This is a genomic window from Thermococcus waiotapuensis, assembly GCF_055384795.1.
This window is the reverse complement of the sequence record NZ_AP042429.1, coordinates 755,016-770,317: the sequence shown is the minus strand read 5'-3', so window position 1 is coordinate 770,317 and position 15,302 is coordinate 755,016. Positions and strand designations below refer to the sequence as shown.

24 protein-coding genes are annotated in these 15,302 nt (G+C 53.8%); 5 read left to right on the top strand and 19 right to left on the bottom strand.

Annotated elements, in window-relative coordinates; translation table 11 throughout:
- Positions 1–40 precede the first annotated feature (40 nt).
- The 8 genes from ACZ47M_RS04315 to ACZ47M_RS04280 form a co-directional block, all read right to left on the bottom strand.
- Positions 41–328 carry a hypothetical protein gene (locus tag ACZ47M_RS04315; protein WP_315340444.1) on the bottom strand — a complete coding sequence of 96 codons (288 nt, stop codon included), beginning with the start codon at positions 326–328 and terminating at the stop codon, positions 41–43.
- A 12-nt stretch (positions 329–340) separates the two neighbouring features.
- Entirely contained in the window at positions 341–988 is a 648-nt protein-coding gene (locus tag ACZ47M_RS04310; RefSeq protein ID WP_315340441.1) for a phosphoribosyltransferase, read from the bottom strand.
- 77 nt (positions 989–1,065) lie between these two features.
- On the bottom strand, positions 1,066–1,320 hold the full coding sequence (locus ACZ47M_RS04305) for a PQ-loop domain-containing transporter (protein WP_315340439.1): 255 nt from the start codon (positions 1,318–1,320) through the stop codon (positions 1,066–1,068).
- 107 nt (positions 1,321–1,427) lie between these two features.
- Positions 1,428–2,156 carry a CRISPR-associated endoribonuclease Cas6 gene (gene cas6, locus ACZ47M_RS04300; protein WP_315340436.1) on the bottom strand — a complete coding sequence of 243 codons (729 nt, stop codon included), beginning with the start codon at positions 2,154–2,156 and terminating at the stop codon, positions 1,428–1,430.
- Positions 2,157–2,271: 115 nt separating this feature from the next.
- The gene (gene upp, locus ACZ47M_RS04295; protein ID WP_315341023.1) at positions 2,272–2,943 is read right to left on the bottom strand and encodes a uracil phosphoribosyltransferase; all 672 of its coding nucleotides are present in this window, start codon (positions 2,941–2,943) and stop codon (positions 2,272–2,274) included.
- Between the two features lie 5 nt (positions 2,944–2,948).
- Positions 2,949–3,566, bottom strand: coding sequence for a rhomboid family intramembrane serine protease (locus ACZ47M_RS04290; RefSeq protein WP_315340434.1), 618 nt, complete (start codon positions 3,564–3,566; stop codon positions 2,949–2,951).
- Positions 3,553–4,326: a bifunctional fructose-bisphosphatase/inositol-phosphate phosphatase gene (locus tag ACZ47M_RS04285; protein ID WP_315340431.1), complete on the bottom strand. Its 774-nt coding sequence runs from the start codon at positions 4,324–4,326 to the stop codon at positions 3,553–3,555. Before ACZ47M_RS04285 ends, ACZ47M_RS04290 begins: the two co-directional genes overlap by 14 nt.
- 3 nt (positions 4,327–4,329) lie before the next feature.
- Positions 4,330–5,142, bottom strand: coding sequence for a DUF63 family protein (locus tag ACZ47M_RS04280; RefSeq protein WP_315340429.1), 813 nt, complete (start codon positions 5,140–5,142; stop codon positions 4,330–4,332).
- 96 nt (positions 5,143–5,238) lie between these two features.
- On the opposite strand from ACZ47M_RS04280, the gene ACZ47M_RS04275 reads away from it, so the two are divergent.
- The gene (locus ACZ47M_RS04275) at positions 5,239–6,279 is read left to right on the top strand and encodes an NAD(P)-dependent glycerol-1-phosphate dehydrogenase (RefSeq protein WP_315340426.1); all 1,041 of its coding nucleotides are present in this window, start codon (positions 5,239–5,241) and stop codon (positions 6,277–6,279) included.
- 27 nt (positions 6,280–6,306) lie between these two features.
- Positions 6,307–6,732: a UPF0179 family protein gene (locus ACZ47M_RS04270; RefSeq protein ID WP_315340423.1), complete on the top strand. Its 426-nt coding sequence runs from the start codon at positions 6,307–6,309 to the stop codon at positions 6,730–6,732.
- 5 nt (positions 6,733–6,737) lie between these two features.
- Here the strand turns inward: ACZ47M_RS04270 and ACZ47M_RS04265 are convergent, their stop codons facing one another.
- A complete protein-coding gene (locus ACZ47M_RS04265; RefSeq protein ID WP_315340420.1) occupies positions 6,738–7,301 on the bottom strand; it encodes an Era-like GTP-binding protein in 564 nt (187 codons plus the stop codon).
- 75 nt (positions 7,302–7,376) lie between these two features.
- Here ACZ47M_RS04265 and ACZ47M_RS04260 point away from each other — a divergent pair, with 75 nt between their 5' ends.
- The gene (locus ACZ47M_RS04260; protein ID WP_315340418.1) at positions 7,377–7,691 is read left to right on the top strand and encodes a GTP-binding protein; all 315 of its coding nucleotides are present in this window, start codon (positions 7,377–7,379) and stop codon (positions 7,689–7,691) included.
- A 2-nt stretch (positions 7,692–7,693) separates the two neighbouring features.
- Complete coding sequence (locus tag ACZ47M_RS04255; protein ID WP_315340415.1) at positions 7,694–8,227, top strand: HD domain-containing protein; 534 nt, start codon at positions 7,694–7,696, stop codon at positions 8,225–8,227.
- On the opposite strand, the gene ACZ47M_RS04250 is transcribed toward ACZ47M_RS04255, so the two are convergent.
- From ACZ47M_RS04250 to ACZ47M_RS04210, 9 genes are all read right to left on the bottom strand, one after another.
- A complete protein-coding gene (locus tag ACZ47M_RS04250) occupies positions 8,208–9,491 on the bottom strand; it encodes an ABC transporter permease (RefSeq protein ID WP_315340412.1) in 1,284 nt (427 codons plus the stop codon). The genes ACZ47M_RS04255 and ACZ47M_RS04250 overlap by 20 nt on opposite strands.
- A complete protein-coding gene (locus ACZ47M_RS04245; protein ID WP_315340410.1) occupies positions 9,488–10,246 on the bottom strand; it encodes an ABC transporter ATP-binding protein in 759 nt (252 codons plus the stop codon). The genes ACZ47M_RS04250 and ACZ47M_RS04245 overlap by 4 nt, the downstream gene beginning before the upstream one ends.
- Entirely contained in the window at positions 10,233–10,595 is a 363-nt protein-coding gene (locus tag ACZ47M_RS04240) for a hypothetical protein (RefSeq protein ID WP_315340408.1), read from the bottom strand. The genes ACZ47M_RS04245 and ACZ47M_RS04240 overlap by 14 nt, the downstream gene beginning before the upstream one ends.
- Positions 10,582–10,794: a helix-turn-helix transcriptional regulator gene (locus tag ACZ47M_RS04235; protein WP_315340405.1), complete on the bottom strand. Its 213-nt coding sequence runs from the start codon at positions 10,792–10,794 to the stop codon at positions 10,582–10,584. Before ACZ47M_RS04235 ends, ACZ47M_RS04240 begins: the two co-directional genes overlap by 14 nt.
- A gap of 9 nt (positions 10,795–10,803) precedes the next feature.
- Positions 10,804–11,103, bottom strand: coding sequence for a DUF2178 domain-containing protein (locus ACZ47M_RS04230; protein WP_315340402.1), 300 nt, complete (start codon positions 11,101–11,103; stop codon positions 10,804–10,806).
- The gene (locus ACZ47M_RS04225) at positions 11,104–11,412 is read right to left on the bottom strand and encodes a DUF2178 domain-containing protein (RefSeq protein ID WP_315340399.1); all 309 of its coding nucleotides are present in this window, start codon (positions 11,410–11,412) and stop codon (positions 11,104–11,106) included.
- A gap of 90 nt (positions 11,413–11,502) precedes the next feature.
- The gene (locus ACZ47M_RS04220) at positions 11,503–11,847 is read right to left on the bottom strand and encodes a hypothetical protein (protein ID WP_315340397.1); all 345 of its coding nucleotides are present in this window, start codon (positions 11,845–11,847) and stop codon (positions 11,503–11,505) included.
- The gene (locus ACZ47M_RS04215) at positions 11,844–12,167 is read right to left on the bottom strand and encodes a nucleotide pyrophosphohydrolase (RefSeq protein ID WP_315340394.1); all 324 of its coding nucleotides are present in this window, start codon (positions 12,165–12,167) and stop codon (positions 11,844–11,846) included. Before ACZ47M_RS04215 ends, ACZ47M_RS04220 begins: the two co-directional genes overlap by 4 nt.
- Before the next feature lie 9 nt (positions 12,168–12,176).
- Positions 12,177–12,464, bottom strand: a complete 288-nt coding sequence (locus tag ACZ47M_RS04210) for a hypothetical protein (protein ID WP_315341020.1) — start codon at positions 12,462–12,464, stop codon at positions 12,177–12,179.
- A gap of 200 nt (positions 12,465–12,664) precedes the next feature.
- On the opposite strand from ACZ47M_RS04210, the gene iorA reads away from it, so the two are divergent.
- A complete protein-coding gene (iorA, locus tag ACZ47M_RS04205) occupies positions 12,665–14,566 on the top strand; it encodes an indolepyruvate ferredoxin oxidoreductase subunit alpha (RefSeq protein WP_315341018.1) in 1,902 nt (633 codons plus the stop codon).
- Between the two features lie 11 nt (positions 14,567–14,577).
- Here the strand turns inward: iorA and ACZ47M_RS04200 are convergent, their stop codons facing one another.
- A complete protein-coding gene (locus ACZ47M_RS04200) occupies positions 14,578–15,267 on the bottom strand; it encodes an HAD family hydrolase (RefSeq protein WP_315341016.1) in 690 nt (229 codons plus the stop codon).
- Positions 15,268–15,302: the final 35 nt, after the last annotated feature.

Here is a 15,302-nt window from a genome sequence, read left to right as displayed (position 1 = left end):
GTATCCATTGAAGAAAAGGGAAGGGCAACAGCCCGTTTAATTAGCGATCTTTTCCGTTGTCGCTCTTTATGTGCGGCTTGCCGATGGCTATGGTGAAGCCCTTGAAGCTGTCGTCTTTTCTGTTGAACTCTATGGCCAGCGGGAGGCCGTTGTCCTCGTTGAAGACGATCCGGACTATTCTCGCACGGGAATGGCTGTTGAGATAGTTCTCCTTCAGGTTTTCGTAGTTGTCTATCACCTCATCTATGCTCTCGCTGTGCATCTCGTATATCTCGCTGGCGTAGACGCTGTGGTTCTTTATTTCCTCGATCTTCTTCTCCCTCTCCAAGCTACCACTCCCTCAGGCTTTGCGCCACGTTCCTTCCCTGAACTTAAAAATCTTCCTTCTTTCCGCCATCCTCAGGGCTTCCTCCAGCTTGCCCTTCGGAATATCCAGGCCATGGAGTTCCTTAAAGAGCCCGATGATCTCGTCGGTGCCTACTGCCTCCCGTTCTTCAAGGATGTTGCTCACCAAGTTTATCATGTCCTCGACAAAGTTCCAGGGGAAGACTATCCACGCCCATTCAATCTCCTCTGCGTAATAGTCCGGTTTAAAGCGTGAACCCTTGATCGTCAGAAGGGTTGCCGTTCTGACTTCAGCCGGTTTCTGGCCCTCAACGTAGTTTTTGGCCAGGGTCAGGCTTTCTCCCGTGTCGCTGATGTCATCAACGATGAGAACTTTCTTGCCGCCCAGGTCATAGTTGCTACCGTACTTGAGCTTTGCCTTTCCATCCGGCGTTGCAGTTACGCCCCAGTGCTCGACCTTGAGGCTGACGAGGTCTTTAACGCCCAGGTAGTCACAGTAGAGCCTGGCGGCGACCCAGCCACCCCTGGCGAGACCGACTACGACGTCAGGCCTCCAGTTTTCTTCCAGGATCTTCCAGGCGCCTTCCTTGGCCCACCTTTCGATGTCTTCCCAAGAAGCGAGTCTTGCCGGGAACTTCTTCATTGGATTTCCCTTAATTGAGCGGGAGCAAAGTGATATTTAAACGTTTTGGACAGCGTTGACAGAAAAATGTAAATTGATTAGGAGTATCTGAGCTTGACGTAGAGGTTCACCCCGCTCTGAAGGGCCGCCAGACCGTTGAGGGCTGTGAATATCCAGTCCCTTGGTGGCAGGTAAGCGTAGATCGTAAGGAGCGCTGATGCGGTGAAGTACACTAAGATGAACTTAAGGTTCAGCGGACAGTTCTTGGTCTTTATTGTCTCCCAGGTCTGCGGTACCCACGAACCCACCAGGAGCAGCATCCCTACGAGTCCAAGGAGTTCAACGCCAGACATTTTATCCCCTCATCTCGGCAAGGGGGTGAGTAGAAAAACATTTTGAACTGAAAGGACTCAAAAAGTGAGAAAAATCCACCGTGTTTGCTCAGAAAAATGAAAAACGCTCACTTCTCATTGATTACCTTGACCATCCCGAAGCCGTACTTTGTTTTCTCCCCAAAGCCAAGGTCATAGGCGAACTTTGCTATCTCCTCCGACCCGGTGTACCTGAACACCATAAGGGATCCACGGTAGTAGGTATCGGCAACGAGTATTCTAACCGGCTTGAACTTTATGACATCAATCGAGAAGGAGCTGTCTTCTGGGGTGATGCCATAGAGCTCCGTGTACCTGAGGAGAACTACCTTCCTGAACTTGTCGAAGAAAGTGGGTTCGCTTGGATAGAGGTCCCATATCTTCATTCTTCCATTGGAAAATTTAACTGTCCTCACGACTATCGGGCTAAGGGTCGAGAACATGACAGTGTCCTTTATCTCTGGTTCCCGCAGGGGCTTAACGTCCTCGGCTACAAAATCCGTTTCCCCAATCCTCATCGTGGGATTTAGAATAAAACCTTCGACCATCGCTGTTATTATGCCTGGCGAGTGGGATGAAACGTAGAGAGAAACGGCATCGCTCAGAATTCTCATGCCAGCTTCCGGAAGGAGCTCCCTCTTCCTGATCAGGATCCTTGAGAAAGTCAATAAATCAACGCTGCTTACCTCTATTTTCCTTGCAAGCTCTGGATCCACCAGCGATACCTTATCCACTATTTGACGGTACACTTCGTAGTTGTAGTTGAAGGGCAGTATCGGGTTATCCCCCACAGGGCGCAGCTTTATTTCAACTCTCATTATAGCCCCCCGAAGTTATTTCCAAACACAGATTACAATCGCCAAACTTCTTAATAAGAGTTTCGACGGGTCTGTTCGATTGAAAAGCGAAAGAGCAAAAACCTCAAAACCAGCATCAGGAAACTTTCAACGGTGCGCCGAAGGCCCTGTCCCCCGCATCACCGAGGCCCGGAAGGATGTAACCCTTCTCGTCGAGCTCCCTGTCAACCTTGGCAACAAATATCTCAACTTCGGGGAACTGCTCCTTGATCCTGGAGATGCCTTCAGGGGCGGCCAGAACGCCAAGAACTATCGTTCTCTTTGGTTTCCCGTACTTTTCAATCTCTTCAAGAACCTTAATGAGGGTTGAGCCCGTCGCTATCATGGGATCGGCAACGATCACCGTGTCTTCCGGCTTAAGGTCGGGTATCTTGATGTAGTTCATCTCTATCTCGAACTTCGGTGCTTTTCCTCTGGAGGCTGAGACTACACCAACTCTGGCATGCTCGAAGACCTTTATCAACCCTTCCATCAGCGGTATTGCTGCCCTGAGGACTGTTATGATGACGACGTTCCTCCTATCCTTAACGACCACGCCCTTCGTCTTTTCCAGGGGTGTTTCGACCTCAACCTCTTCAACCTCCATGGTTTTCGTCAGCTCGTACCCCATGTATCTTCCAAGCTTGACCAGGCCCTTCCTGAAGGCGATGCTATCGGTGTTCCTATCCCTTAGCTCCGTGAGGACCTCCATTATAAAGGGAGAGTCCTCAAAGGAGTAAACTCCACTCCACCTCTCATCGACCTTCATATTCATCACTCCAGATCCCAGTACTCCATCCTGGCAATCTTCCTTCTGACGTAAATCCCATAGTTATAACCAAAGGCCAGGCCAACTATGAGGCCGCCCAGGTGAGCCACCCAGTTAACCCCCGGCAGCCAGCTGTTTATAAGGAAGAGGAAGAAAGCGTTGCCAAGGGCCATCTGGATGTTCCTTTTCAGTGTGCCCTCTATCATTATCAGGGCCCCGGCGATTCCGAAGAGCGCCCCGCTGGCGCCGCCGCTTATGATGAATGGCCCCAGGAACTTGAGCGTCAACAGGTTGCCAAATATCCCCGCCGTCAGGTAGAGGACAAGAAATCTCGCCCTTCCGACGAGAATCTCAAGCTGACTCCCCAGGTAGAGCAGGAAAAATGTATTCATTGCCAGGTGAATCCAGTCGAGGTGAACGAAGATAGCTGAAACCAGCCTCCAGTACTCGTGGTAGTAGATAACAAGGTAGTTGACCAAGGCCACCCTTAGCAGAGCCCTGTCCGTGACTACAAGTCCTCCGCTGAGGTAGAGCTCGTAACCGAAAACCAGGAAGTTGATAGCCGCTATTGTATAGGTCAACCAGGCGTGCCTGATGGCTTTGTAGAGGTCATTGAGTGTCATTCCTTATCCCCTCCAGGATGATTTTCAAAAGCCTCTCATCGCTCGATGCTATGATGTTTACCTTCTCCTCGGCGCTGAGAGGTGGGTTGAACTCTTTGCCGCTCTCATCCACGACGATTCCCCCTGCCTCCCTGACAAGCAGAGTCCCGGCAAGGACATCGGTTGGCCGAACGTAGTTCCTCAAGTCCACCACAGCCTGGAGGGAGCCCCTGGCAAGATAGGCCATCTCGACGGCTATGGCACCAAGAACCCTTATGCGCTTTACCCTCCCGATAATGCCCAATCCTCTGCCCAGGGTATAAAAGCTTATGGCGGCTTTTTCTGGCTCCCTTGGGACCACGTGAATTCCCCTGCCGTTGAGGTATGCCCCGTGGCCTGGTATTGCCTCATAGTAGTTCCCGGGGAGGAACTCATAGATCGCTGAATAAACGGGTCTCTTACCCTTGAAGAGGGCGAAACTAAGGGCAAAAACCGGTATCCCTGAAGAGAAATTATACGAACCGTCTATAGGGTCAACGACGGCTGTAAGGTCGCTCCCCTGATCAATCAGGCCGATCTCTTCGCTGACGATGTTTATGCCCAGCGGTTTAAGCCTCTCCACCACAATATCTTCGGCAACCCTGTCAACGTACTTCGTAACGTCGCCGCTGACGTTCTTACCGACTTCTTTACCTCCTTCGGGCTTCCCGAAGAGGGGCATCACGGTCCTTTCAACGTCCCTGGCAAGGGAAAAAACAACTTCCTTCCAGCCAGTCTCCATACATCATGCCCCCATAAGAGCTATCAGCAGGTTTCTAGTCCCCGGCCCAAAGCCGAGAATGAACATGGCCAGCTTCACGAAGTTTATCAACTCCGGGTCTTCGCCCTCCATGTGTCTGTCCAATATCCAGACTATGGGGACCAGTATCAGGAGCTTTTCCAGATAAATCACTGCAGGAGTACCCGTCAAATCCATCAGAGTCCTCGCAAGTACGTGCTGTTCCCAGTATCCGAAAAACTGTATCCCGACGAAAGTCGTGGTTGCATCGTAGAAGTGGGTGTAGAACAGCACCCCGTTGTTCTTTATCAGCTGAAACTTTCTTGAGAGTACCCATATAACCCCCTCGGCCACTAAAAACGAAGGTATGAAATAGACGAAGTATTCCCACCTGAAATCTGCCCTGTCCAGGTTTATCAGCAGCAGAAAGAGCAGACCTCCAAGGAGAAGAAGTCCAACGTCCCGGTAGAGGGGATAGAGCTTCCCCCCCGGCCCAACGTGTCTCCAGACCACGAAAAGGGCAGCTATGGCAAAACCTGCTATTACAAAGTACCCACCAGGGCTCACCGTGAGATACGTCCTCGGCAGCATTCCAACGTCAGTCATAGCCCTCATCAGCGGACCCAGGAAGATGTAGGGCATGAGGGCAACAAAAAACCTCTCGTCCACTCGAATATCCATCCTCTTCAGCATCCGGTAGAGAAGAAGAACCGCTATCCCGAGGATTATCGCGTAGACCGTCGTGTTCACGGGATTGTAGCCCTGGTCGTACTTTATCGGATCCACGAAGTACCGCTGAAAGAACTCCTGGAGACCCATCGAACCACCGGTTGAGGTTGGGGTTAACTGTTAAAGCTTTTCCGCTCCAATCACTTTTTAAGGTATCCCACCCTAAGTTGGGGAGGTGAGAGAAAAGTGCACCTAATGGAGCTCCCCCGCGAAGTACTCCTCGGGGAAAACCTCACAGGGGAGGTTCTCAACGTTGCCAGGAGGCTCAGGCTTGGTAGGAGAGCCCTTGTCCTCTACGGTTCAACGACCATGAACATAGCGGGAAAAGACGTTGAGGAGAGCCTTTCCAGGGAGTTTGATGTCAAAGGAGTGATAATAGAAAGCGCCTCAGTGGCGGAAGTTGAGAGGACAATGAAGCTAGCCTCCGACTTTAATGCGGACTGGATGGTGGCTGTAGGAGGGGGGAGCATAATAGACGTTGCCAAACTGGCCTCATACAGGCTGGGGATTCCCTTCATCAGTTTTCCGACAACCGCTTCGCACGACGGGATAGCGAGCGCCAACGCCTCAATAAAGGGCCTGGGAGCGAAGACCTCAGTGAAAGCCAGACCACCAATAGCAGTTATAGCTGACGTGCAGATAATTAAAATTGCCCCCTACAGATACCTAGCGGCGGGAGTGGGAGACATAATAAGCAACCTGACCGCGGTTAAAGACTGGCAGCTGGCCCACAGAATAAAGGGCGAGTACTACAGCGAGTACGCGGCATCGCTCAGTCTGATGAGCGCCAAGATGGTGATAAAGAACGCGGACATAATACGGCTCGGCAACGAGGAAAGCGTGAGAAAAGTTGTGAAAGGCCTCATATCCAGCGGTGTTGCCATGAGCATAGCGGGCTCTTCAAGGCCGGCAAGTGGTGCGGAACATCTCTTCAGCCACGCCCTTGATATGCTCCTGGAGAAACCCGCCCTCCACGGCGAACAGGTCGGAGTCGGAACCATAATAATGGCCTACCTCCATGGGTTAAGGTGGGAAAGGGTTAAGGAAACCTTAAAGAAGGTAGGTGCACCAACTAACGCATACGAACTGGAGATCGAACCAGAGGTGGTGATAAAAGCCCTCACCATTGCCCACACCATAAGGCCCGAGAGGTACACCATCCTCGGAAGGGACGGCCTGACCTGGGAGGCGGCGGAGAAAGCCGCTAAAATCACCGGGGTTATCTGACCATCATCGCTCACGGAGGTGTTGAGAATGGTTATCACGCTGGTCGGAGAAAAACTGGCGAAACCCGGGCTTGAGTTTATCTACTATGGCCCCTCTGAACCCTGTAAAAGCTGCAGGCTGGCAAGGGTCTGCGTTGGAAACCTGGAACCTGGCAGGAGATACAGGATAGTCAGGGTAAGGAACATAGAACACTCATGTCCCCTTCACGAGGGAAAAGTCAGGGTGGTGGAAGTTGTTGAGCCTGCCATTGAGATCCTAGTGGATCCCCGGAGTGCCATAGTGGGGTCTAAGGTTACTCTAAAGTTCGTGGATTGCGGTGATCCAGGGAAGGAGAGCCTGGCAAGGCCGGAGGGACTCTTCGAAGGGGATCAGGTCAGGATAGAGGATATAGTGGGCGAAGTGGAGTGTGATGGGAAGAAGTTCAAGCTAGTCCGCGTCGTCAGGGGGCAGTGAGCCCCTCATTTTTCCGCGTACTGGGCGTAGTAGGCTATCGCCCTCAGGAGGTCGTTGAAACCTTCGTAAGTAACGAGGGACAGGGGAATCGCATCCTGTTCAAGACGCTTTTTGATTACTTTTCTTATCTCCTCCACCTTCTCCCCCGGAACTAAGTCGATCTTGTTTATGACCACTATTATCGGCTTCTCGTAGCGGAGCTTGAGCATGTGGTGGAGCTTCTCCATGCCCCGGTGAAGGCCAACGGTTGCATCGACCATGTGAATAACTATATCCGCCGAGATTATCTCGTTTAAAATTTCCCTGAACTTCTCTTCGCTGAGAACCTTACCCCTGAGTTCCTTCTCCGGAGCGAAGAGACCGGCGGTGTCGATGAGAACGAACTCGTCCGCCCCTCCCAGGGGGTTTTTCATGCTCTTCGGTATCTTGAGCTTTCCAAAGCGGCGTTTTATCACCCCCTTCGTTGTTCCAGGAAGGTTCTCCACCTCGCTCACCTTCTCCCCGATTAGGGCGTTCATGAGCGTTGATTTTCCCACGTTCTCGGCACCTATTATGGCAACCTTTATCATCCGGCCAACCTCCGTAAGGTTTATCTCTACGCTGGTAACACCCATGATGATATAAAATTGGTGGAAGGTGAAAGCATGCCACAGGAAGTGAAGCTTGGCCACCATGTCTATCACGTTGTGACAGTAGAAGACCTTAAATCGGGCAAAATGAGGGGTAAGAACGTCGTCTTCGAAGGAATCATTGAGGACAAACCCGTCGTTGAGTTTCTCCCCATGGAGCTCCCGAGTTACAGGACAACCTTTTCGGTGGATGGAATCAGGGTGGAGTTCTCGGGAAGTCCGTGTATAAAGAGGGGAGACAGAATCAGGGTTTACGGCAGATTTCTGGCGGGCGATCTGATAGCCACGGCCATCGAGACTGATGAGGCTATCTACATGGCGGAGGAGTGAGCATGGAACTTCTGGAGCTTTTTCTTGAAGCGGGGAACCTGAAAAAGCTAAGGAGAACCGGCTGGCTTCTCCGGGGAATTCCCAATCCGGAGAGCATAGCGGATCACTCCTTCAGGACGGCACTCATAACTCTGTTTTTAGGGGAGGAACTGAGGAGGAGGGGAGTTGACCTGGACCTCGAGAGGGCCCTGAAGATTGCCCTCATCCACGACCTCGGCGAGGCCAGGATAACCGACATTCCCCTGCCGGCTCAGAAGTATTTCAACAAGGTTGAGGGAGAAAGAAAGGCCCTTGCGGAGATGGTCGGAAGTGAATACCTGGCCCTTTTCGATGAATATGAGCAGGAAAGCACCACCGAGGGAAAGCTCGTAAAGTTCGCCGACAGACTCGAGATGCTCCTTCAGGCGCTGGAGTACGAAAAAGCCGGTTTCAGGGGCCTTGAAGAATTCTGGAAAACGGCTGAAAAACTGAAAGAGAGCGAACTATACGGGTACTTTGGCGGGCTCGTCGAAAAGCTTACTTCTCTCCGCCCGTAGTTCTCTTTCCCCAGCTCAGCTTCGCCGTCAGTATCTTCTCGCCGGAGAATATCCTGGCCGCTATGTAGAGGGTTATTCCGGCCAGCACTGAGAGATAGACCACGCTGAGGAGCATCGGCCCGTAGTTTCCGGAGAGGGCGTAACGGTAGGCCACTATGGGGTGGGTGAAGGGAATCGCCATGAGGCCGTACTGGGCCAGGGAGGGGAGTTCTGCAACGTCAACGAACATCAATATGAACGCCGGAAAAGCCAGGGGCAGGATCACGGAGCTGACGACCGTGTTGGCGCTCTGGACGTCTTCCGCAAAGACGGCTAAAACCATAGCGAGGCTCAAGGAAAACACGATGGTGAGAAAGACTATGAGGGCAAAGAGCAGGCTTCCTGCAGGCGTTATTCCCAGGCCGAGGTCGCTTAAGCTTATCCCTGTGTCGGTCGAGAAGGAGCCTATGTAGCTCTTAAGGCCGATCATGTAAGCTAAAGCCGCTATGAGCCCCATCACGGCTGTTCCCGATATCTTTGAGGCGACGATGGCAGTCCTCTTTACTGGCAGCGTAAGGAGCGTTTCGAGGGTTTTGTTCTCCTTCTCCGCCGCCACAGTGCCAGCCGCCATCTGCGCGGTTATCGTCACCATCAGGAAGACTATCAGCGGTAGACTCACGGACTGGGAAGAGAGCACGGCCGAAACTATTGAAGGGGAAACGTTGACGAGCCTGTCGTTGATATAAGAGAAGCTCGTTGCCCTGACCGGCTGGAGAACGGCCTCGGGATCCGTGACGTTCATGTTCCTCAGCTTCAGCTTCGCTATTTCCTGTGAGAGAACGTCTATAACCGCGTTTATCCTCGCCTCGCTGACGCTCTCTTTCATTCCTGTTCCGATCGAGCTGAATACCCCGTACAGCTCCACCGTGGCCACTCTGTTCGACTCTATGCCCTCGCTGAAGTTGGCCGGAATCACGACGAGGACGTTCCGATTTTCTTTCTGTGCCAGCTTTAAGGCCTCTGAGAGCGAAGGCGCTTTCACAAGGGCCACGGTGACGTTAGGAGTGGCGTTAAGGGCTTTGATGAGCACCTCCCCGTACCTTCCCTCGTCGAAGTTGACGATGGCAACCTGCGTCTGTCCCTGGGCCTTCTCAACGCCAACCTGCATCATCTTTCCCATGGCGGGATAGAGTATCAGGGGCACTATTATGAGCCCGAAGAGGAGCTTCTTGTCCCTCAGGAGGTTCATCAGCTCCTTTTTAAGCAGCACCCAGAAGTCGCTCATGACCCCTCCCCTCCCACCGGCTCATTGGCTTCAAAGCCCACAGCCTTCATAAAGACCTCCTCAAGGTTCTCCGCACGGTATTTCTCCTTCAGCTCTGCTGGAGTCCCGCTCTCGATTATCCTCCCCTGGTTTATCAGGGCAACGCGGTCGCAGAGGAACTCTACCTCAAGCATGTTGTGGCTGGAAACTAAGAAAGTGACACCCTCCTCGATTGCGAAGCGCTTTATCGTCTTCCTTATTGTGTAGGCGTTTATTATGTCCAGCCCGCTCGCGGGCTCGTCCAGTATCGCCAGCTTTGGCCTGACCATCAGCGCCCTCGCCAGCAAAAGCTTCCTCGTCATTCCCTTTGAGTAAGTCGAAACCTTGTCGTAGAGCCTCTCGCCGAGGTTCGCCAGTTTGACGCCAAGCTCAACCATTTCTCTGGCCCTTCTTTCGTCCTTCGCGTAGAGCCCGGCCATGAAGCGGAGGTATTCAATGCCCGCGAGGTTTTTATAGGCACCGGCCTCCTCGGGCAGGTAGCTTATGATCTTCCTTACCTCGCTGGCTTCCTCAACGATATCATAGCCAAAGACCTCGGCCTTTCCAGCCGTTGGTCTCAGCAGGGTGGCGAGTATCTTGAGTGTGGTGCTCTTTCCGGCGCCGTTTGGCCCGATTAGCCCGAAGATTTCCCCTTCCTTCACTTCAAAGGTTACCCCCTTAAGGGCCTTGACCCTGCCGTAGTCTTTTTCGAGGCCCTCGACTTTAACCGCCGGCATTTTTTCTACCTCCGACCTTGACGAGAAGTCCAAGGGTGGCAAGGGCGACCCCAAAAAGGAAAACCTCGAGGAGATCAGCATATCCTCCGATGATTGCTATCCCGAGACCGCTCGTGACGCCTATCCAGCCGTTTCTGGCGTGGCTGTTTTTGAGGTCTTGAGACAGAAGCACAGATCCGATCATCACCAGACCGAGCTCAAGGGCCAGGAAAAACGGGTTGACGCCACTGACCGCTTTTCCCTCGGGAACAGTTATGCAAGCCATCCTGTCCACTGGCGGGCGGAAGAGGGCCAGCGCGATGCCGCCAGCGTAGAGGAGTGCCCCTAAAATCCGCTCATTGGCTCTCATCTTTCTCACCTTCGTAGATGAATATGTCTTCAATCCTGACGTTGAAAAACCTTGCCATCTTAAAGGCCAGCCTGAGGGAGGGGTCGTACTTTCCCCTCTCTATCGCTATTATCGTCTGCCTTGTAACGCCCAGTGCCTTTGCGAGCTCCTCCTGGGTGAGGCCTCTCTCCTCTCTCAGCTCGCGGAGCCGGTTCTTCATGAGGACACCTCACATTTTCCTGGAGTAGTAAGCCCTGAAAGCCAGGTTCCCGAAGAGTATCATTGCGAACAGGGCGAAGAGAACTCCCGTGCACAGGTCATCTTTTGCCACGATGGCGGAGTAGTAAAGGAGCACAGCATCCGTCAGGAGAACCAGCTCCAGGGTTCTCGCGGCGGCAAGCTTTGCTATCTCGTTGCCCCTCTCATCCAGGGGGACTCCAATGTCCTCTACAATCCCCCTCGTGAGCAGGTAGCCGAGGATACCGCCTATGAAGCCAGCGGCCAGTGCCACGAAAGCCGCCCAGTCCATTCACATCACCCTCGCGTAGTAGTGCCTGAGGAGAAGGTGAGCTGCTCCCATTCCGGCCAGCGTTAGGCCCACTGCGATAAAAGCTCCCTCAGCTTCGGGCTCTGGGGTTCTGCCCGAGAGGAGGAGCATCACCACCGCAAGGGCCATCATAGTCATCTGGAGCGTCATCCTTGAGGCGACCTCATCTATCCTCAGGGACCTCTCGTCTTCGAAGATTTCCCCCTTTCCCGAGCTGACCTCCCAGCCCACCACCCATCCCAGGGCCATTACCGATAGGAGGGCCGGCAACAGGGCAAGCTTTCGTCCCATCTGCCTCAATGTAAAGTTTCCTTTACGTAAGGCTTCCTTTACATCCTTATAAGCTTTGCCACATAAACAAAGAATTACATAAAAAAGCAATTAAACAGAAACGTCGCCGGTTTCCCCGGCATCTTCCCCCGCAACGGCCTCTATGTAGGACACCATGTCGTGGATGGCCAGGAAGTCGAGGAGGGCCACGACCCCCTTCGGAATAACACCTGCTATGAGGTAGAATATCGCCAGAAACAGGTCGAGGCCAAGGTATACGAGAGACACCTTCACCGCGTTCCTGTTTTCAACGTAAACACCATATGCCAGGACCAGGTCGAGGGCGGCAAAGGGGCCGTAGATGAGAGGGCCCGAGGAAACGCTGATACCGTTTAAGATGGCCTGAATCAAAAGTACTACCGCGGTCACCTTCAGCGTCCCGAAGGTCAGTTTCATTCCCGTCCCCCCACAGGGTATTTTCTGGCGTTCTTTGCTATCTTCTTCAGGGCGGCCTTCTCGAGGTCAATTCCCAGCTCATGGGCCAGGAGGACAAGGTAGATTAAAACGTCTGCCAGCTCGTCTTCAACATTTTCCCTTTCCGCGGGATCGTTCATCGAAGCCAGGATTTCTTCGTTCTCTCTCCACTGGAAGTGCTCCAGCAGCTCGCCGAGCTCAACCGCAATGGAGATGGCCAGATTCTTTGGTGTGTGGTACCTCTTCCAGTCCCTCTCGTCCCTGAACCTGACGAGCTCCCCCTCGATTTCCCGCAGGCTCATGCTCCCACCTCAATACTCGTGGGGCCTGCTTTTCCTGAGGAGTTCCAGGAGTCTTAGAAGTTCTTCAAGTTCTTCCCCCGTGAAGTACTTCTCCGCCTCCTCCCCTGGATCCAGGGAAGCCAGGTAATCCCGGAGCTTCTCCAGGTCTCTCAGCTCCTCGTCCAGTTCGGAGGCCCTCTGGATGAACTCAAAGCTGGTGTAAGGAGTCTCAAAAGCCCTCTGCTGGTTGGCCATCAGGGCTATCTTGAGCTCACCTATGGTTTCCTCAACGAGCGAGAGCAGTTCTTCAACTTTCATAGCGCTCACTACTGCGGGTATTGCTGGGTGGTATTTAAGGCCTCCGAAACCTCCCTCTTCATGGGGGCTTCTCCTGGTTCGCTGTGTCCAAGTCTACTACTCGGGAAGGGGCCATGGGCTCGAATATTTTTCGGTCTTTGCCCGCATTTTTCTGAGCATAAAATTTTAACCGTATCCGCGAATAACCTGCGGTGGTCATCGTGGAGGCCATAAAGAACGCTCCTTCTGACGCTTCACTTGAGGTATTAGTCAAAAAAGAGAGAAAACTCCTCATGGGCAACGAGGCCATAGCCTACGGCGCCCTTGAGAGCGGGATTGCATTCGCCACTGGCTACCCGGGAACGCCCTCGACAGAGGTCATAGAGACCATAGCGAGGCTCAAGCCGGAGGTTTTCGCCGAGTGGGCGCCCAACGAGAAAGTGGCCCTGGAGGAAGCGGCTGGAGTCGCCTACGCCGGTCTGAGGGCCCTCGTGACTATGAAGTGCGTCGGTCTTAACGTCGCCGCCGACCCGCTAATGAGCCTGGCCTATTCTGGCGTTGAAGGCGGACTGGTAATACTTGTTGCGGACGACCCGGGGCCGCACACCTCTCAAACGGAGCAGGACGACCGTTATTATGGAAAGCTCTCCCTCCTTCCCGTTCTCGAGCCCGCTGACCCTCAAGAGGCCCACGACCTCATAAAGTACGCCTACGAGCTGAGCGAGAGGTACAAGGTTCCGGTGATTTTCCGCACGACCACGAGGGTCAACCACACGACCGCCAATGTTGAGGTTGGCGAGTTCATCGAGCTGGACAGGAAGCCGGTTTTCGGGAAGGACATTGAAAGGTACGTTAGAGCAAGCATGGAGGGTAACAGGAAGAGGCATAGGTGGCTGAACGAGACTCTGGCGAAGATAGAGGAGGAGTTCAACTCGATGCCCTTCAACCGGGTCGAGGGGAGTGGCAAAATCGGGATAATCGTCGAGGGGGCGCCGTACAACTACGTGAGGGAAGTGCTCCCGAAGGTCAAAGCGGACTTCAGGGTTCTCAAGCTCTCAACACCCCACCCGCTCCCGAGGAAACTGGTCACTGACTTCCTGAAAACTGTTGACCGCGCGATAGTTATTGAGGACGGTGCACCCTTCCTCGAGGAAGAGGTGAAGATAGCGGCCTACGAAGCCGGCCTGAACGTCCCGGTATACGGCAAGAGGACGGGGCATTTACCCCTCGAGGGCGAGCTTACGCCTTCGCTTGTCAGAAACGCCCTGCTGAGGCTCATCGGTGGGGAGAGCAAGGAATACAGGAAGCCGGAGGAAGTTGCTTACGCCGAAAGCCTGGCTCCAAAGAGGCCCCCGGTGATGTGTCCAGGCTGTCCGCACCGCGGGAGCTACAGGGCCCTCCTGGATGCCCTCCGCGACCTCAAGCTCGGCCTCTACTCCGTTCCTATACACGGCGACATAGGTTGCTACGCGTTATCCCTCCTCCCGCCGCTCGAGGCAATCTGGACGGAATACGTTATGGGTGCGAGTATAAGCCTGGCCAACGGCCAGAGCGTTGTAATGGGCAAAAAGATAATAGCGACCATCGGGGACTCAACCTTCTTCCACAACGGAATCCAGCCCCTAATTGACGCCGTCTACAAGAACCTGAACGTCCTGGTGATGATACTCGACAACAGAACAACGGCCATGACGGGCCACCAGCCGCACCCGGGAACGGGTGGTAGCGAAACCGGCAGGAAGTTCAATGAAATAGACATCGAGGCCCTGGTTAAAGCGCTCGGCGTCAAGTACGTCAAAACGGTTGACCCCTACGACCTGAAAGCGACGAGAGAGGCAATAAAGGAGGCCATGCAGGTTGAGGGGCCCGCTGTGATAATAGCGAGGCGCGAGTGCGTCATACCCGTCATAAGGCGCGGGGAAATAGGGGAGAAGCCAGTCGTGGTCGAAGAGAGGTGCACCGGCTGTAAGGCCTGCATCCTCTTAACCGGCTGTCCCGCGTTGGTCTACGACCCGGAAAAGAAGAAAGTCCGCATAGACGAGCTCCTCTGCACCGGCTGTGGCGTCTGCAACCAGACGTGCCCGTTCGATGCGATAAAGTTCGGGCTGGAAAGAGGGGCTTAGCCCCGGCTTATTTAAAGTAGCTCCAGCACCTCCAAAATCCCCTCCACACCTGGAACCTCAAAGCCCCTCTCGTGGATTTTTCTAATTCCTTCCGCTTCCGGGTTTATCCAGACGGCCCACATCCCGGCCTTTAGGGCCCCTTCAAAGTCTTCCTCCTTCGTGTCGCCGATGTGTATCGCTTCCTCCGGCTTCACGTTGAAGGCCTCGAGGGGCTTTTCGAACATCTCCCTCATGGGCTTGAAGGCCTTAACTTCGTCCGCGAAGAAGGTTCTATCGATGTAGTTCATAAGGCCGAACCTTTCGAGCAAAAGCCTCGTGTAGGAACCCGGCCAGAACATCACGTTGCCGGTGACGGTGACTTTTAAGCCCTCCCGCTTGACGCCTTCGAGGGCTTCTCTGGCTCCGGGAAGGACTATCTCGTCCCCTACCCCCAGAACTGCCCTCGCGGCGGCTCTCTTGACTAGTTCGACATCAATCCCGAGGAGTTCTGCCAGCATCTCCTGGCTCTCCTCGAGGGCCCTGGATGGGTCGCCGGCCGTTTTGGCGCGCATGGCCTTTATCCTCTCCCTCGTGAGCATCATGCCCTCGACAACGTCCACTATGCACGCCCCCATGAGCTTCGAGAGCTCGGCCGCTATGGCATCGAGCATGACGTTCATGTCAAGCAGGGTGTTCCAGACGTCGAATGAGGCAAGCTTCATAGCTACCACCGGAGGGGATATCAAAAGAGGAATTT